Annotated in this window: 17 protein-coding genes and 1 tRNA gene; 12 read left to right on the top strand and 6 right to left on the bottom strand. The window is 69.5% G+C overall.

Going from position 1 to position 14,737, the window contains the following annotated elements:
* Positions 1–12 precede the first annotated feature (12 nt).
* Positions 13–885: a CHAD domain-containing protein gene (locus A33M_RS02360; protein ID WP_083850266.1), complete on the bottom strand. Its 873-nt coding sequence runs from the start codon at positions 883–885 to the stop codon at positions 13–15.
* Between the two features lie 150 nt (positions 886–1,035).
* Between A33M_RS02360 and A33M_RS02355 the strand changes: the two genes are divergently transcribed.
* Positions 1,036–1,112: transfer RNA gene (locus A33M_RS02355), tRNA-Met, on the top strand.
* A gap of 360 nt (positions 1,113–1,472) precedes the next feature.
* Here the strand turns inward: A33M_RS02355 and hslU are convergent.
* Together hslU and hslV are read right to left on the bottom strand one after the other, a co-directional pair.
* Positions 1,473–2,780, bottom strand: a complete 1,308-nt coding sequence (hslU, locus tag A33M_RS02350) for an ATP-dependent protease ATPase subunit HslU (RefSeq protein ID WP_008383008.1) — start codon at positions 2,778–2,780, stop codon at positions 1,473–1,475.
* A 101-nt stretch (positions 2,781–2,881) separates the two neighbouring features.
* Positions 2,882–3,448: an ATP-dependent protease subunit HslV gene (gene hslV, locus A33M_RS02345; protein WP_008383006.1), complete on the bottom strand. Its 567-nt coding sequence runs from the start codon at positions 3,446–3,448 to the stop codon at positions 2,882–2,884.
* Positions 3,449–3,694: 246 nt separating this feature from the next.
* On the opposite strand from hslV, the gene hisB reads away from it, so the two are divergent.
* The 9 genes from hisB to coaA all read left to right on the top strand — a co-directional run bounded on the left by hisB (position 3,695) and on the right by coaA (position 9,113).
* Positions 3,695–4,288 (top strand): imidazoleglycerol-phosphate dehydratase HisB, encoded by a 594-nt coding sequence (hisB, locus tag A33M_RS02340; RefSeq protein WP_040618964.1) that lies wholly within the window; start codon positions 3,695–3,697, stop codon positions 4,286–4,288.
* Positions 4,289–4,344: 56 nt separating this feature from the next.
* On the top strand, positions 4,345–4,830 hold the full coding sequence (locus tag A33M_RS02335; RefSeq protein WP_008382999.1) for a DUF2628 domain-containing protein: 486 nt from the start codon (positions 4,345–4,347) through the stop codon (positions 4,828–4,830).
* On the top strand, positions 4,827–5,477 hold the full coding sequence (gene hisH, locus A33M_RS02330; RefSeq protein WP_008382997.1) for an imidazole glycerol phosphate synthase subunit HisH: 651 nt from the start codon (positions 4,827–4,829) through the stop codon (positions 5,475–5,477). Before A33M_RS02335 ends, hisH begins: the two co-directional genes overlap by 4 nt.
* A 73-nt stretch (positions 5,478–5,550) precedes the next feature.
* The gene (gene hisA, locus A33M_RS02325) at positions 5,551–6,303 is read left to right on the top strand and encodes a 1-(5-phosphoribosyl)-5-[(5-phosphoribosylamino)methylideneamino]imidazole-4-carboxamide isomerase (RefSeq protein ID WP_008382996.1); all 753 of its coding nucleotides are present in this window, start codon (positions 5,551–5,553) and stop codon (positions 6,301–6,303) included.
* Positions 6,304–6,675, top strand: coding sequence for a hypothetical protein (locus A33M_RS02320; RefSeq protein ID WP_008382994.1), 372 nt, complete (start codon positions 6,304–6,306; stop codon positions 6,673–6,675). It begins immediately after the preceding gene.
* Complete coding sequence (locus A33M_RS02315) at positions 6,672–6,959, top strand: hypothetical protein (protein ID WP_008382992.1); 288 nt, start codon at positions 6,672–6,674, stop codon at positions 6,957–6,959. The genes A33M_RS02320 and A33M_RS02315 overlap by 4 nt, the downstream gene beginning before the upstream one ends.
* A 3-nt stretch (positions 6,960–6,962) precedes the next feature.
* Positions 6,963–7,739 carry an imidazole glycerol phosphate synthase subunit HisF gene (gene hisF, locus A33M_RS02310; RefSeq protein WP_008382991.1) on the top strand — a complete coding sequence of 259 codons (777 nt, stop codon included), beginning with the start codon at positions 6,963–6,965 and terminating at the stop codon, positions 7,737–7,739.
* A gap of 83 nt (positions 7,740–7,822) precedes the next feature.
* On the top strand, positions 7,823–8,143 hold the full coding sequence (locus A33M_RS02305; RefSeq protein WP_008382988.1) for a phosphoribosyl-ATP diphosphatase: 321 nt from the start codon (positions 7,823–7,825) through the stop codon (positions 8,141–8,143).
* A gap of 4 nt (positions 8,144–8,147) precedes the next feature.
* The gene (coaA, locus tag A33M_RS02300) at positions 8,148–9,113 is read left to right on the top strand and encodes a type I pantothenate kinase (protein ID WP_008382986.1); all 966 of its coding nucleotides are present in this window, start codon (positions 8,148–8,150) and stop codon (positions 9,111–9,113) included.
* Positions 9,114–9,146: 33 nt separating this feature from the next.
* On the opposite strand, the gene A33M_RS02295 is transcribed toward coaA, so the two are convergent.
* A complete protein-coding gene (locus A33M_RS02295) occupies positions 9,147–9,542 on the bottom strand; it encodes a hypothetical protein (protein WP_008382984.1) in 396 nt (131 codons plus the stop codon).
* 155 nt (positions 9,543–9,697) lie between these two features.
* Here A33M_RS02295 and A33M_RS02290 point away from each other — a divergent pair, with 155 nt between their 5' ends.
* On the top strand, positions 9,698–11,410 hold the full coding sequence (locus tag A33M_RS02290; protein ID WP_083850267.1) for a bifunctional aminoglycoside phosphotransferase/ATP-binding protein: 1,713 nt from the start codon (positions 9,698–9,700) through the stop codon (positions 11,408–11,410).
* Positions 11,411–11,478: 68 nt separating this feature from the next.
* Positions 11,479–12,636: an MFS transporter gene (locus A33M_RS02285; protein WP_008382979.1), complete on the top strand. Its 1,158-nt coding sequence runs from the start codon at positions 11,479–11,481 to the stop codon at positions 12,634–12,636.
* A gap of 36 nt (positions 12,637–12,672) precedes the next feature.
* Here the strand turns inward: A33M_RS02285 and A33M_RS02280 are convergent, their stop codons facing one another.
* Positions 12,673–14,025 (bottom strand): TRAP transporter large permease, encoded by a 1,353-nt coding sequence (locus tag A33M_RS02280; RefSeq protein WP_008382977.1) that lies wholly within the window; start codon positions 14,023–14,025, stop codon positions 12,673–12,675.
* Positions 14,026–14,081: 56 nt separating this feature from the next.
* The gene (locus A33M_RS23630; protein ID WP_008382975.1) at positions 14,082–14,585 is read right to left on the bottom strand and encodes a TRAP transporter small permease subunit; all 504 of its coding nucleotides are present in this window, start codon (positions 14,583–14,585) and stop codon (positions 14,082–14,084) included.
* Between the last annotated feature and the right edge of the window lie 152 nt (positions 14,586–14,737).

Below are 14,737 nucleotides of genomic sequence, written 5' to 3'. Positions count from 1 at the left end.
CCGTCGTCTCGCTCAGCCCGGCTTCACGCGGTGCTCCCACAGCGCCCGCAGGCGGCGCCGAAAGCTCTTGGGCGGATCGGCGAACAGCCGGCCGGCGAGCCGGCTCGCGACCGTCACGTGCTCGGCGCGGCGGGCGTCGATCAGCGGCAACAGCCGCGACCGCCACGGCGCGAGCGGCCCGTGCGGCGCCGTCAGCCCGGCGAGAATGATCAGATCCTGATGGTGGCCGAGCCGGTCGCGCAGCTTCTGCGCCTCGCCGATCCAGAACTCGCCGAAGCGCGGCCACAGCGGCGCGACGATCTCCATCTGATAGCGGTGGGTGACCACCCGCTGGCGCAGGCCGTGCAGCGTCTCGGGCTCGGCCGCCGCCCAGTCGGCCGGGATGGCGTCGCGGGCGCGCCGGTAATGCACGGCGATCTCGCGCGCGAGATCGCGGAAATCGACCTCGGCGAGCGGCCAGAATTTCACCCCCTCGCTCGCCACCAGCAGAATCTCGTCGATGCGCGTCCGCGTCTCGGGAGTGACCGAGAGGTTTTCGGCCGCGGCGCGCTGCTCGTCGAGCCGCCCGGCGATGGTGGCGAGGCTACGCTCCGACAGCGGCATCCCGGCCTCGAGCTTGCCGAGATCGTCGAGCGCGTCGAGCGCGGTGCGGGCGTCGCGCGCCCCGGCGAGCGCGCGGGCGAGGTCGCGCGCCTCGATCCGCAGCCGCGGCCCCTCGTCGCCGAGAAACGGCGAGACCAGCCGCAGAATCGCCCGCCACCGCTTCATGCCCTTGCGGAAATCGTGAATCGCGACGTCGTCCGGCCGGGCCGGATCGGTGATCGCGGTGCGGGCCTCGTCGAGAGCGCTGCGCGCCACTCCACGGATCGCATCCGGAACGTGCATGTCGGCGGTGTCCGCAGCCGGCGCGGGCGGCAGAAGAGGATTGTGCGAAACAACGAGATTCTGTGCCAAGGCGGGCTTCCCATGTGACACTTGTGTTGCTACATAAGCCTCGCGACGGCGGCGACCGGTTCGGTCGTCGGGTCGACTTGGCGCGGGGTGGAGCAGCCCGGTAGCTCGTCAGGCTCATAACCTGAAGGTCGCAGGTTCAAATCCTGCCCCCGCAACCAAAACCTTCTGCCGCTCGGATGGATGGACCCGCCTCTCGGCGGGTTTTTTCGTGCCTCGGCGCCGGACGCGCGAACAACAGCGAACGCCCCGGCCGTGGCGGCCGAGGGGGCGGGCAAACGTCCGGACTGGCAGGGCATTCTCGTTCGGTTCGATGTCGGTGACGCGCGGCCGTGGGCGATCCGCCGGCGGGCGGCTCGGCGCGACCGTGCGTCGAAAGCACGACGAGACTATTACCACCGATCCGCGCGGAGGGCACACGCCGCACCGCTCGGCGCCGTACACGAGCGAGGCCGGGCGATTCGGCCGCGCGCTCGTTCGACGCGTCTGCGGGCGGACTCGATTCGCCCGGCGCCGGCGAATCAGAGAATGAAGCGGCTGAGGTCGGCGTTCTTGGAGAGATCCTCGACCCGCTCGCGCACATAGGCGCCGTCGATCGTCACCGTCTCGCCGTTCTGGTCGGCGGCGGTGAAGGAGATCTCGTCGAGCACCCGCTCCATCACCGTCTGCAGGCGCCGCGCGCCGATGTTCTCCACGGTGGAGTTGACCGACACCGCGACGTCGGCGATCGCATCGATCGCGTCGTCGGTGAAGGTGAGTTTCAAGCCCTCGGTCGCCATCAGCGCGATGTACTGCACGATCAGCGACGCCTCGGTCTCGGTGAGGATGCGCTTGAAGTCGTCGCGGGTCAGCGCCTGCAGCTCGACGCGAATCGGCAGGCGGCCCTGCAGCTCCGGCAGCAGGTCCGAGGGCTTCGCCAGATGGAACGCGCCCGAGGCGATGAACAGAATATGGTCGGTCTTCACCGTGCCGTGCTTGGTCGAGACCGAGGTGCCCTCGATCAGCGGCAGAAGGTCGCGCTGCACGCCCTCGCGCGACACGTCGGCGCCGGAGCGGCCCTCGCGCGCGGTGATCTTGTCGATCTCGTCGAGAAACACGATGCCGTTGTTCTCGACGGCGCGAATCGCCTCCTGCACCAGCGCGTCCTGGTCGAGCAGCTTGTCGGACTCCTCGGCGATCAGGACCTCGTAGGACTCCTTCACGGTGACGCGCCGCGTCTTGGTGCGCCCGCCGCCGAGCTTGCCGAAGATGTCGCCGATCGACACCGCGCCCATCTGCGCGCCCGGCATGCCGGGGATGTCGAACATCGGCAGGCCGGCGCCGCCCGCCTGCACCTCGACCTCGATCTCCTTGTCGTCCATCTCGCCGTCACGCAGCTTCTTGCGGAACGTCTCCTTGGTGGAGGCGGAGGCACCCTTGCCGACCAAGGCCTCGACCACCCGCTCCTCGGCGGCGAGGTGGGCGCGCGCCTGCACGTCCTTGCGCTTCTTCTCGCGGGTGATGGCGATGCCGACCTCGACGAGATCGCGCACGATCTGCTCGACGTCGCGGCCGACATAGCCGACCTCGGTGAATTTGGTCGCCTCCACCTTGATGAACGGCGCCCCGGCGAGCTTGGCGAGGCGGCGGGAAATCTCGGTCTTGCCGACGCCGGTCGGGCCGATCATCAAAATGTTCTTCGGCATCACCTCCTCGCGCAGCTTGTCGTCGAGCTGCAGCCGCCGCCAGCGGTTGCGCAGCGCGATCGCGACCGCGCGCTTGGCGTCGTGCTGGCCGATGATGAAGCGGTCGAGCTCGGAGACGATTTCGCGGGGAGAGAAGTCGGTCATGGATGCGGTTCCGTGGCCCGCCCCGCCGGTCGCGGCGTGCCGTCGGCACGCGGAATCCGGAAGGGAGAGGCGAAAGGGGCGGTCCGCCGAAGGCGGCGGGATCAGGCCTTCAGCGTCTCCACCACCACCTTGTCGTTGGTGTAGACGCAGATTTCCGCGGCGATCGCGAGCGAGCGGCGCACGATCGTCTCGGCGTCGAGGTCGGTGTCGAGCAGGGCCCGCGCGGCGGCGAGCGCGTAGTTGCCGCCGGAGCCGATGCCGGCGAGCCCGTTCTCGGGCTCCAGCACGTCGCCGGTGCCGGTCAGCACCAGCGACACCTGCGGGTCGGCGACGATCATCATCGCCTCCAGCCGGCGCAGATAGCGGTCGGTGCGCCAGTCCTTGGCGAGCTCGACGGCGGCGCGCATCAGCTGGCCCGGATACTGCTCGAGCTTGCCCTCGAGCCGCTCGAACAGCGTGAAGGCGTCGGCGGTGGCGCCGGCGAAGCCGCCGATCACGTCGCCCTTGGCGAGCCGGCGCACCTTCTTGGCGTTCGCCTTGATGATGGTCTGGCCGAGCGACACCTGCCCGTCGCCGCCGACCGCGACGATGCCGCCCTTGCGGACCGTGACGATGGTGGTGCCGTGCCAAGTGTTGACTTGGGTCGAGGACGCCTGTTCGGGATGCATGGATTCGAAAAACCTCGTGAGGCCCTGATTTAGGTTCGCGGGAACCGCATTGCAACGCGACACCGGCGCGCCGGCAACGCGGTGCGGCTGCCGCGGCTCGCCGGGGCGGGGATAGGGGCGCGAGCGCCCCCGCGGCAGTGGCGGAACCGGCCCCGGCCTGTTAAAACGCGGCCCGGCCCCATTCCTCCCGCCGGGTCCGCGGTTTCCGCAGCGTTGCCCGGCCGGCACGACCCCGACGAGCTCGACATGCGCACCGCGACCGTGAAGCGGACCACCTCGGAAACCCGGGTCGAGGTCGCGCTCGACCTCGACGGCACCGGCAAGGCGAGCATCGCCACCGGGGTCGGCTTCCTCGACCATATGCTCGACCTCTTGGCCCGTCATGCGCGCATCGACCTCGAGGTGAAGGCCGACGGCGACCTCCATATCGACGACCACCACACCACCGAGGACGTCGGCATCACGCTCGGCCAGGCGTTTCGCAAGGCGCTCGGCGACATGAAAGGCATCTGCCGCTACGCCGACGTGCATCTGCCGATGGACGAGACGCTCACGCGCGTCGCGATCGACGTGTCGGGGCGCCCCTTCCTGGTGTTCCGTGTGGAGTTTGCGCGCGGAAAAATCGGCACCTTCGACACCGAGCTGGTGCGCGAGTGGTTCCAGGCGTTCGCGATGAACGCGGGGCTCACGCTGCACGTGGAAACCCTTTACGGCGGCAACGACCACCATATCTCCGAATCCTGCTTCAAGGGCCTCGCCCGAGCGCTGCGTGGCGCGGTGGCGATCGACCCGCGGGCGAAGGACGAGGTGCCGTCGACCAAGGGGTCGCTCGGCGGGTGAGGCCGGCGGCCGGCGCCGATTCTCTGAAACACACGGCGCGTTGCGAGAGGACGATCATGGCGGTGTATGCAGTGCTGGAGCCACCCGCGCGGGCGGACGGGCAGGCGACCGCGGCCGAGGATTTCCGCTTCGTGCGCGACGGCTTCGACTGGGCGGCCTTCCTGTTCGGCCCCTTGTGGATGCTGTGGCACCGGCTGTGGCGGACGCTCTTGGCCTATCTCGCGGTGATGGTGGTGCTGTCGGTTGCCGTGGGGCTGCTCGGCGTGACGCCCGGCTGGCGCTCGGTCGCCTTCGGGCTGGTCGGCCTCCTGATCGGCCTCGAGGCGGCGACGCTGCGCCGCGCCGCGCTCGTGCGCGCCGGCTGGCGCGACCACGGCATCGTGGTCGGCGACGACCGGGAGTCGGCCGAGCAGCGCTTCTTTTCGGCGTGGGTGGCGCGAGCCGGGACGGCAGCGGCGCACGACGGCGGGGACACTCGTGTCCGGGACACGAGTGTCCGGGGCATTCTCGGGCTGTTTCCGAGTGCGGGGGTGAGCCGATGACGGTCGCGATCATCGATTACGGGTCGGGCAACCTGCACTCGGCCGCCAAAGCCTTCGAGCGGGCGGCGCGCGAGAGCGGCTCCGACCAGGAGATCCGCGTCACCAGCGATCCCGAGGTGGTGCGCGGCGCCGACCGCATCGTGCTGCCGGGCGTCGGTGCCTTCGCCGACTGTCGACGCGGGCTCGATTCGGTGCCCGGCATGGTCGAGGCGATGACCGAGACGGTGCACGGCAAAGGCCGGCCGTTTCTCGGCATCTGCGTCGGCATGCAGCTTCTGGCCGAGCGCGGCAACGAGTACGAGGTGACCGAGGGCTTGGGCTGGATCCCCGGCGAGGTCGACCGCATCACGCCGAACGATCCGAGCCTGAAGATCCCGCACATGGGCTGGAACACCTTGTCGGCCCGTGTGAACCATCCGCTTTTGAAAAACATCCCGACCGGGCCGGACGGGCTGCACGCCTATTTCGTGCACAGCTACCATTTGTCGGTGTCCGACCCGTCGGTGCTGGTCGCCGAGGCCGATTATGGCGGCCCGGTCACCGCGATCGTCGCCCGCGGCACCGTCGCCGGCACCCAGTTCCACCCCGAGAAGAGCCAGCGGCTCGGTCTCGCGCTGATCGCCAATTTCTTGCGGTGGGCGCCGTGAGGACGGTCGCGGGGGACGCGGCGCCGGCGGTTTTCCATCGAGACGCCCCCTCATCCGACCTCGGAGTCCGCTCGTGATCCTGTTTCCCGCCATCGATTTGAAGGACGGCCTCGCCGTGCGCCTCGAGCAGGGCGACATGGCGCGCGCCACCATCTTCAACCGCGACCCGGCCGAGCAGGCCCGCCAGTTCGAGGAGACCGGCTTCCGCTACCTCCATCTGGTCGATCTCGACGGCGCGTTCGCCGGGCGTCCGGTGAACGCGGCGGCGGTCGAGCGGATCCTCGAGCTCGTGTCGGTCCCGGTGCAGCTCGGCGGCGGCATCCGCGACATGGCGACCGTCGAGGGCTGGCTCGAGAAGGGCGTGACCCGGGTGATCATCGGCACCGCCGCGGTGCGCGACCCCGAGCTGGTGAAGACGGCGGCCAAGCGGTTTCCCGGTCGGGTGGCGGTCGGGCTCGACGCGCGAAACGGCCGGGTGGCGGTCGAGGGCTGGGCGGAGGTGTCCGACCTGCCGGCGCTCGATCTCGCCAAGCGGTTCGAGGACGCCGGCGTCGCCGCGATCGTCTATACCGAGATCAGCCGCGACGGCATGCTGACCGGCCTCGATCTCGACGGCACGATCGCGCTCGCCGACGCGGTGGCGATCCCGGTGATCGCCTCGGGCGGCCTCGCCTCGCTCGCCGACATCGAGAAGCTGCTGGAGCCGCGGGCGGAAAAGCTCGCGGGCGCGATCGCCGGACGGGCGCTCTACGACGGCCGGCTGGATGCCAGGAAGGCGCTGGCGCTGATGGGTGGCCGCTCGGCCGCGGAGGCAGGGCGGGCCTAGATGCCGAAGCTCGACGAGATCGTCCGGGCGGGCCTTTCGCGGGTCGACACCATCCGGGTCGTCCGCACGGCCGTGAATCCCCTGCTCTGGCTGGTCGGGCTGACGGTCCCTCTTTTTCTCCTCGCAGCCGTGCTGATCGACGACCGTCCGGTCCGGCTGCTCCTGATCGGGCTCGCGGCCCTGCTCGTGTTGCCTGCGCTCGTTGCTTACTTCATCTTGCTGTTTCGCGACCCGGATCGCCTGCAATCCGAGGAATACAGGATCAGGCTTCAGGAGTTGAGGTTCCGATACCGCAAAGGCCGACGACCCGTCGCCGTGGAACGGGCCACGGAAACCGGGCGTATCGGCTACGACCGCGGAGAGACCAAATGAAAACCTGTCTTCTGGTCTTCGATGACGGCAACGGTGACGACCTCGATCGGCGCGGCTTCGTCGACGCCCTCGACGACAACGCGGAGATGATCGAGCTGGACGATCACGTCTGCTTCGTTCGGAGCGCGTTGCCGGTTTCCGAGCTGTCGGACCGGTTCGCCAAGTTCGCCGGCTCGCGGCTGTTCTACATCGCGGATGTGACCTCCAGCGAGTTTGCGGGTCGCCTGCCGGGGGTCTACTGGGATTTCATCAAGGGTCGGCCTCTCGCCTCGGCAGCCGAATAGCAAATGTTCAAAGTCCGCGTCATCCCCTGCCTCGACGTCAAGGACGGCCGTGTCGTCAAGGGCGTCAACTTCGTCGACCTGCGCGACGCCGGTGATCCGGTCGAGGCGGCGATCGCCTACGACGCCGCCGGTGCCGACGAGCTGTGCTTCCTCGACATCACCGCGAGCCACGAGAACCGCGGCACCATCCTCGACGTGGTGCGGCGCACCGCCGAGGCGTGCTTCATGCCGCTCACGGTCGGCGGCGGGGTGCGCACCACCGACGACATCCGCGCGCTCCTGAAGTCGGGCGCCGACAAGGTGTCGATCAACACGGCGGCGGTCGCCGACCGGCGGTTCGTCCACGAGGCGGCGGAAAAGTTCGGCAACCAGTGCATCGTGGTGGCGATCGACGCCAAGCGCGTCTCGGCGCCGGGGGAGCGCGACCGCTGGGAGATCTTCACCCATGGCGGCCGCAAGCCGACCGGCATCGACGCGGTGAAATATGCCGAGGAGGTGGTGGCGCTGGGGGCCGGAGAGATCCTCCTCACCTCGATGGACCGCGACGGCACCAAGGCCGGCTTCGACATCCCGCTCACCCGCGCGATCGCCGATGCGGTGCCGGTGCCGGTGATCGCCTCCGGTGGCGTCGGCACGCTCGAGCACTTGGTCGAGGGCATCCGCGACGGCCACGCGACTGCGGTGCTGGCGGCCTCGATCTTCCATTTCGGCGAGCACACGATCCGCGAGGCGAAGCAGTACATGGCGAAAGCCGGGCTGCCGATGCGGCTCGACGCCTGAACCGACGGACGCCCCCGACAACACCCCGGTCCAGACCTTTCGCAGCTGCGAAGACCTCACTCCCCCATCAGGTAGAGCCGACCATGACCTTCACCCTGCACGACCTCGAGCGGCGCGTCGCCGAGCGCGCCGGCGCCGGTGCCGACGTCTCCTACACGCGCAAGCTGCTCGACAAGGGCGCCGCGCACTGCGCGCGAAAAATGGGCGAGGAGGCGATCGAGACCGTGCTCGCCGGCGCAAACGAGCCCCGCGATCGCGTCATCGCGGAAAGCGCCGATCTGTTGTACCATCTCCTGGTGCTCCTGAAGGCGCGCGACGTGGCGCTGGCCGAGGTCGAGGCCGAGCTCGAATCCCGAACACGACAATCCGGTCTGGCGGAGAAGGCCTCACGGCAGAATGTGTGACCCGATGGATCAGGTCGTCGCGCCGCGTACCCACGAGCCACTGTCCCCGTACCGCGTCTTCTCCCGCGAGGAGTGGGCGGCGCTGCGCGAGGACACGCCGATGACGCTCGAGCCGGAGGAGGTGATCCAGCTCCGCTCGGTGCACGACCGCCTCGACATGAGCGAGGTGGAGGAGATCTATCTGCCGCTGTCGCGGCTCTTGTCGCTCTATGTCAACGCCACCCAGCGGCTGTTTCGGGCGCAGCAGCGCTTCCTGAATACGTTCGATATCAAGGTGCCGTACGTGATCGGCGTGGCGGGCTCGGTCGCGGTCGGCAAATCGACCACCGCGCGCGTGCTGCAGGCGCTGCTCGCCCGCTGCCCCGGCGTGCCGAAGGTCGACCTGATCACCACCGACGGCTTCCTCCATCCGAACGCTGTGCTCGAACGCGAAGGCTTGATGGACAAGAAGGGCTTTCCGGAGAGCTACGACCTGCCGCGGCTCCTGCAGTTCCTGTCCGACATCAAGGCCGGCCGCCGGCCGGTGCGGGCGCCGGTCTATTCGCACCTCGTCTACGACGTGGTGCCGACCGAATATGTCGAGATCGACCGGCCGGACATTCTGATCGTCGAGGGCGTCAACGTCCTGCAGACCGGCCGGCCGCCGCGCGACGGCAAGGCGATCCCGTTCGTCTCCGACTTCTTCGACTTCTCGGTCTATATCGACGCCGAGGACGACATCTTGCGGAACTGGTACGTGAAGCGCTTCCTGGCGCTGCGCACCACCGCGTTCCGCGACCCCAAATCCTACTTCCGCCGCTACTCGCGCATCACCGACGAGGACGCGGTCGCCACCGCGACGGACATCTGGACGCGCATCAATCTGGTGAACCTCCAGGAGAACATCCTGCCGACGCGCCAGCGCGCCGACCTGATCCTGAAGAAGAGCGAGACCCACCGGATCGAGGAGGTCGCCCTGCGGCGGCTGTGACGCGGCCGCCGCGGCGGCGTTTTCGGTGACGGATCACGTCGCCGGCTCGACAGAAATCACCTGAAAGGTGTGCATCTCGCCGTCCTCGTCGCGGATCGAGACGTACTCGCCGGGCGCAAAGGCGTGCTCGCCGAAGCGGAAGCCCGACTCGTCGTCGTCCTCGGCGGTGGCGTCGTAGTCGAACACCCAGCGGGCGTGCTCGGGGCCGCCCGGCTTGTGCACCAGATAGCCGATCTCCTCCTCGTCGCCCCAGAAGCGGCGCACCCGGCAGTGCTCGCGGTTCGCCCGCCACTGCTCGGGATCGATGCGGCCGTCCGGGCCGAGCGGCGCCACGAACTCGTAGCCGTGATCGACGGACCCGATCGGAAACGCCTTCGAGCGCGCGAGGTCCAGGCGGATGCGCTTGAAGCTGTGCGGAAGCTGGGTCATCGCAGGCGTCCTTTGGCAGGCCTCCTTTGGCAGGCGTCCTTTGGCGAGCGTCCTCGAAGCCGTGCGGAAACGGCCGGCGGCGTCTTACAATGTCGATCCGCCCCGGACATACTTTCTTGATCCAGATCGGTTCCAACGCACGTTTCGGTTTCGCCATGGATGCCTCCAGCGACCACCCCGGCCCGGCCGGCGGATGCGACACCGGCTCCGGATCGGGCTCCGGATCGGGCTCCGGGACGGGCTCCGGGACGGGCGAGGCGGGGCAGGCGGCCGTGCTCGCCTTTCTCGGTGATCCGGCGACCCACGGCGGCGCGCCGGTGGTGCGGATCGACACCCACGCGGCGGCGGTGTTTCTCGCCGGGCCGCGGGCGCTGAAGATCAAGCGGGCGGTAAAATTTCCCTTCCTCGATTTCTCGACGCTCGAACGGCGGAAAGCCGCCTGTGCGGCGGAAATTCTCGCCAACCGGCCGTTTGCGCCGCACCTTTATCGGGGCGTCCGGGCGATCTTTCGCCGCGCCGACGGCACGCTCGCCCTCGAACCGGACGGGTCCGAAGGGGCCGAGCCCCGGCGGGACGAGTGCCGAAGGGACGAGTCCCCGGTGGAATGGGCGGTGGAGATGCGCCGGTTCGACGAGACCCGCACGCTCGATCGGCTGGCCGACCGCGGCGCGCTCGACGACACCCTCGCCGATGCGCTCGGGCGGGTCCTGGCGGCGGCGCATGCGAAGGCCGCAGCGGTGGCCCCGGCCGGCGGGACGCCGTGGCTCGCCGCGCTCCGCCGCTGGATTCTTCAAAACACCGCGGAGTTTTTGGAACGGCCGAAGCTCTTTCCGCCGGAGAAGGTGGCGGCGCTCGACGCCCGCTCGGCCGCGGCGCTGGATGCGCTGTCGCCGCTCCTCGCCGCGCGCGAAAGGCAGGGGCTGGTGCGGCGCGGCCACGGCGATCTGCATCTCGGCAACATCGCGCTGATCGACGGCGAGCCGGTGCCGTTCGACGCGCTGGAGTTCGATCCGCAGCTGGCGACCGGCGACCTCCTCTACGACCTCGCCTTCCTGCTGATGGATCTGTGGCAGCGCGGTCTTTGCGGCGCGGCGAACGTCGTGCTGAACCGCTATCTGGTCGAGACCCGCCGGGCGGCCGATCTCGACGGGCTCGCGGCGCTGCCGCTGTTCCTCTCGGTGCGCGCCGCGATCCGCGCAAAGGTGACGGCGGCCCGCCCGGCGCCCGCCGATGCCCCCGAGGCCGCCCTCGCCATCGCCGGGAGCGCGCAAAAATATTTCCGGCTCGCCTGCGCGCTGATCGTGCCACCGCCGCCGGTGCTGGTGGCGATCGGCGGCCTGTCGGGCACCGGCAAGTCCGCGGTGGCGAAGGCGCTGGCCGAAAAACTCGGGGCGGCGCCGGGTGCGGTGCTGCTGCGTTCCGATGTTCTTCGAAAGCTCATGCGCGGAGTCGCCGAGCACGACCGGCTGCCGCCCGAGGCCTATGGCCCCGGCACCACCGCCCGCGTCTATGCCGCGCTCGCCGCCGCCGCCCGCCGCACGCTTGCCGCCGGCCATGCGGCGATCGTCGATGCGGTCGCCGCCCGCCCGGACGAGCGCGCCGCCTTCCGGAAGGCCGCGGACAGCGTCGGCGTGCCGTTCGTCGGGCTGTTTCTCGAGGCCGACCTCGCGACCCGCGTCGCCCGTGTCACGGCCCGCAAGAAGGACGCCTCCGACGCCGACGCGGCGGTCGCCGAGCACCAGGAGGCATACGACCTCGGCCCGCTCGACTGGCAGAAGATCGACGCCGGCGGCACGCCCGCCGAAACCCTCGCCCGGGCGCAGGATGCGGTTTCCGAGTACCTGTGCGTGTCGCCGGGGGCAGGGTGACGCCCGACGCTGGGACACGGCCCGATAAAGTTGTATAGTGCAAGCTCAGGTCCCACATACGAAAAACAATGAGCATCGATCCCCGCCGCGTCGGCGTCGCCCTCGCGGGCTATTGCGCCTTTCTCAATCTCTACGCCCCCCAAGCCATCCTGCCGTCGCTCGCCGACGAGTTCGGCGTCACCGCCGGGCAGATCTCGGCGATCATGACGGCGGGCACGCTGTCGATCGCGATGACGGCGCCGTTCACCGGGGCGATCGCCGACGTGCTCGGCCGCAAGCTGGTGATCACCGCGGCGATGGTCGCGGTGGCGGTGCCGACGCTTCTGATCGCGCTCGCGCCCGACGTGCACTGGATCGTGCTGTGGCGCTTCGTGCAGGGCTTGGTGCTGCCGCCGGTGTTCGCGGTGGCGCTCGCTTATATCGGCGACGAGTGGCCGGCCGGCGAGGTGGCGAGCGTCGCCGGCACCTACATGACGGGGGCGAGCCTCGGCGGCTTCTCCGGGCGGTTCATCACCGGCGTCCTGACCGACCTGGTCGGGTGGCGCCCGGCCTTCGCCTCGCTCGCGCTGCTGACCATCGTGTGCGCGATCGGCTTCGGGCTGATGCTCGAGAAGGAGCGCCACTTCGTGCGCTCGGAGGGGATCGGCGCATCGGTGCGGCAGATGCTCCGCCACATCGTCAATCCGAAGCTGGTGCCGATCTATGCGGTCGGCTTCGGCGTCTTGTTCAACTTCATCGCGGTGTTCACCTATGTGAACTTCCACCTCGCCGCGCCGCCTTATCTCTTCACGCCGTCGATGCTCGGGCTGATCTTTTTGAGCTATCTGGTCGGCTCCGGCGCGGTGACGCTGACCGGCCGGGCGGTCGCGCTGTTCGGGCGGCGGCGCTTCGTGCTCGGCGTGCTCGCGGTGTGGGCGTGCGGGGTGGCGATGCTGCTCGCGACGCCCTTGTGGATCATCATGACCGGGCTCGTGGTGTGCGCGACCTGCGGCCTCTTCTGCCAGAGCGTCTCGACCGGCGCGGTGACCGCGACCGCCAAGGAGGGCCGCTCCTCGGCGGTCGGGCTCTATGTCTCGACCTTCTATGTCGGCGGCAGCGTCGGCGCCTCGCTGCCCGGCCTCGCCTGGCATTTCGGCGGCTGGCCGGCGACGGTGGCGATGGTGCTCGGCATGATCGCGGTGATGGCGACGATCGTCGCCGTGTTCTGGACCGAGCGACCGGCGTGACGCCGGCCGGCCCGGCGCGGCGTCACGGGCGCGGCCTCACAGGCTCGGCAGCCAGGTGGCGAGCTGCGGGAAGATCGCCAGCAGCACGACCACCGCCAGCAGCACGCCCCAATAGGGCATCGCGCCGCGGAAGATCTCGGCGAGCGCCACCCCGCGGTCGGGCACCGCCGCCTTGACGGTGAACACCAGAATGCCGAACGGCGGCGTCAACAGGCCGGTCTCGATCGCGATGATGCCCATGATGGCGAAGGCGAGCGGGTCGAAGCCGAGATGGGTGGCGATCGGCGCGAAGATCGGCACCGTCAGCAGGATGATCGAGATCGAATCGATCAGGCAGCCGAGCACCAGCCAGATCAGCACCATCACGGTGAGAATGCCCCACGGCCCGAGCCCGGTGTCGAGCAGCGCGGTCTTCGCCACCTCGGTGAAGCCGGTCATCGACAGGACGCGCGAATAGAGCTGGGCGCAGAACAACAGGAGCAGCAGCGGCCCGGAGGTGCGGCCGACATCGAGCACCACCTCGCGGATTTCGCGCGGGCGCAAGCCCTTGATCAGCGCGAGCACCAGCGCGCCGACCGCACCGACGCCGGCGCCCTCGGTCGGGGTGCACAGGCCGAACCAGATCGAGCCGAGCACGCCGGCGACCAGCAGCACCACCAGGCCGGTCGAGCGCAGCATCGGGCCGAGCGGCTCGTCGTGCGGCAGGCCGGAGGGGGCGTCGCCCTCGCGCATCGCCGCCGCGCCGCTCTTCGCCTTGCGCCCGGAGCCGGTGAGCGAGGGATTGATTGCCGCCGCCACCACCACGAAGACGATCATGCCGCCGGCGGCGATCAGGCCCGGGATCACGCCGGCGAGAAACAGCTTGCCGATCGATACTTCCGTCAGAACCGCCCAGACGATCATCAGCACCGAGGGCGGGATCAGCATGCCGAGGCAGGCGCTGCCGGCGATGCAGCCGAGCGCGAACGGGCGCTGATAGCCGTAGCGCCGCATCTCCGGGAAGGCGATGCGCGAGAAGGCGGCCGCCGCGGCGATGCTCACCCCCGTCACGAAGCCGAACAGCGCGTTCGAGACGATGGTGGCGACCGCGAGCTGGGCCGGCAGCCAGCGGCTCAAGCGATGGCCGAGCGCATAGAGGTCGCGCGCCGCGCCGCATTTGGCGAGCAGGTCGCCCATCAGCATGAAAAGCGGGATGACGGCGAAGACGTAGTCGCGCAAAGCCTCGTAGGCGGTGTTGGCGACGAAGGTGCGCACCACCTCGATGTCGCCGACCATCAGCCAGATGCCGAGCGCCGCGGTGATTCCGAGCGCCACCGCGATGTGCACGCCGAGAAACACCAGCGCGAGCACCACCACGACGATGACGATCATCTCGCTGTTGCCGAACACGTACGCTCCTCGCTTCCGATGGTGTCACATGCGGCGTGTGGTCAGGCCGCGGATCGTCAGGCCGCCGGCGTGCGCCCGCGCACGAGAGCCTGCAGGGCGCGGAACGCCTTGCCGAGATAGATGACGACCACCAGCGCGGCGCCGCCGACGACGATGAAGCGGGCGGGCCAGGCGGGCACCCGCAAGGCGCCCTCGCCCTCGAACTCGCTGCTGGTCCAGGCATAGATGGCCGGATCGATGCCGCCCCACACGACCAGCCCGAAAAAGACCGCGCCGAGAATCCCCGACAAGAGCTCGGCGAAGCTCTGTCCGGATCGTCCGAAGGCGCCGACCAGAATGTCGGCCTTCAGCATGCCGCCGCTCTGCACCGCGTGGCCGGCGAGCAGGAAGCAGATGATCACGATCCCCATCGAGACCAGCTCGGGCGTGCCCTGCACCGGGCTCGAGAAGGCGCCCCGGCCGATCACGTCGGCGACCACCAAGAAACCCATCAGGAAGATCAGGAGGGCGGCGAAGGCGAGCAGCAGATGGACGACCGGCGTGATCAGACGCTCGAACAAGGCGTGGTCTCCATGAAATCGTGATCGATGAAACCGTGATGGCCTGGACCCGGCGAGGTCTTCGGCTCTCCCCGCTCGCGGGGGAGAGGTCGCAGGCCGCGGCGAGCGGCTCGGGGTCGCTGCCATTGCGAAGCACGTCACTCCGGAACGGC

The sequence above is a fragment of the Rhodovulum sp. PH10 genome, assembly GCF_000293785.1.
GTDB lineage: Bacteria > Pseudomonadota > Alphaproteobacteria > Rhizobiales > Xanthobacteraceae > Rhodoplanes.
The sequence above is the reverse complement of the archived record's forward strand: the minus strand, read 5'-3'. Positions and strand labels throughout refer to the sequence as shown.

Excerpts from the sequence above, each read along its gene's own strand:
- A33M_RS02360 (WP_083850266.1), bottom strand. The coding sequence starts at position 885 with ATGCACGTTCCGGATGCGATCCGTGGAGTGGCGCGCAGCGCTCTCGAC.
- A33M_RS02320 (WP_008382994.1), top strand. The coding sequence starts at position 6,304 with ATGCCGAAGCTCGACGAGATCGTCCGGGCGGGCCTTTCGCGGGTCGAC.
- hslV (WP_008383006.1), bottom strand. The coding sequence starts at position 3,448 with ATGCATCCCGAACAGGCGTCCTCGACCCAAGTCAACACTTGGCACGGC.
- A33M_RS02290 (WP_083850267.1), top strand. The coding sequence starts at position 9,698 with ATGGATGCCTCCAGCGACCACCCCGGCCCGGCCGGCGGATGCGACACC.
- A33M_RS02315 (WP_008382992.1), top strand. The coding sequence starts at position 6,672 with ATGAAAACCTGTCTTCTGGTCTTCGATGACGGCAACGGTGACGACCTC.
- A33M_RS02305 (WP_008382988.1), top strand. The coding sequence starts at position 7,823 with ATGACCTTCACCCTGCACGACCTCGAGCGGCGCGTCGCCGAGCGCGCC.
- A33M_RS02335 (WP_008382999.1), top strand. The coding sequence starts at position 4,345 with ATGGCGGTGTATGCAGTGCTGGAGCCACCCGCGCGGGCGGACGGGCAG.
- A33M_RS02295 (WP_008382984.1), bottom strand. The coding sequence starts at position 9,542 with ATGACCCAGCTTCCGCACAGCTTCAAGCGCATCCGCCTGGACCTCGCG.
- hisF (WP_008382991.1), top strand. The coding sequence starts at position 6,963 with ATGTTCAAAGTCCGCGTCATCCCCTGCCTCGACGTCAAGGACGGCCGT.
- hslU (WP_008383008.1), bottom strand. The coding sequence starts at position 2,780 with ATGACCGACTTCTCTCCCCGCGAAATCGTCTCCGAGCTCGACCGCTTC.
- hisB (WP_040618964.1), top strand. The coding sequence starts at position 3,695 with ATGCGCACCGCGACCGTGAAGCGGACCACCTCGGAAACCCGGGTCGAG.
- coaA (WP_008382986.1), top strand. The coding sequence starts at position 8,148 with ATGGATCAGGTCGTCGCGCCGCGTACCCACGAGCCACTGTCCCCGTAC.
- hisH (WP_008382997.1), top strand. The coding sequence starts at position 4,827 with ATGACGGTCGCGATCATCGATTACGGGTCGGGCAACCTGCACTCGGCC.
- A33M_RS02285 (WP_008382979.1), top strand. The coding sequence starts at position 11,479 with ATGAGCATCGATCCCCGCCGCGTCGGCGTCGCCCTCGCGGGCTATTGC.